Annotated in this window: 1 protein-coding gene and 1 pseudogene; both read left to right on the plus strand. The window is 59.4% G+C overall.

All coding sequences use genetic code 11. The features are described from left to right. The coding region (locus tag TU76_RS25710; RefSeq protein WP_169775419.1) for a hypothetical protein at positions 1–162 on the plus strand (162 nt) is incomplete at its 5' end. After that, a pseudogene (locus tag TU76_RS24060) lies at positions 162–679 on the plus strand (mechanosensitive ion channel domain-containing protein); the annotation flags it as partial. The gene TU76_RS25710 and the pseudogene TU76_RS24060, both read left to right, overlap by 1 nt.

Below are 679 nucleotides of genomic sequence, written 5' to 3' on the forward strand. Positions count from 1 at the left end.
GGGGACAGCGCCGTGTATGAAGCGGCCAACAAAGACAAGTTGCGAGAACTGTTGGCCGAACAGGCCCGGCTGAAGGTGCTGGAAGGCGAGCTCGAAGAACGATGGATGGAGGCTCTGGAGCTATTGGAGAGCCTGCAGGCAGAGCTTGAGGCGCTTTCCTGATGGAGGCCCTCAACCTGCCAGTTCCTGCCGAGTTGGTCGCGCCGCTATGGATTGGCATCCAGATCTTGCTGATTCTGTTGGCGGGCTATTTCTCGCAACGCTTAGTGGCTCGCTCCCTGACACGCCTGAGTTAGCGTTATCCGTTCCCGCCGCAGTTGCTGATGCCGCTGCGCGGTGGTCTGCGCTGGTTCATCATGGGCAGCGCGGTGATTTTCGTGCTCGAGCGCCTTGGTGTCTCTGCCACTGTGTTGTGGACGGCACTGTCGGGCTTTGTCGCAGTCGCAGCGATTGCCTTCTTCGCCATGTGGAGCGTGCTTTCCAATCTGTTGTGCGCGGTGTTGATCTTCACCGTGGGGCCGTTTCGCATCGGTGATGTGGTGGAGTTGGTCGATACCCTCGACAAGCCGGGCATGAAAGGCCGGGTCGTGGCCATTAACCTGCTGTACACCACCTTGATCGAAGCCGCCGAAGCGGGATCGGGCAGCAGCATGGTTCAGGTGCCCAACAGTTTGTTCTT

Origin of the sequence: Pseudomonas psychrophila, from assembly GCF_001043005.1 — a bacterium.
GTDB lineage: Bacteria > Pseudomonadota > Gammaproteobacteria > Pseudomonadales > Pseudomonadaceae > Aquipseudomonas > Aquipseudomonas psychrophila.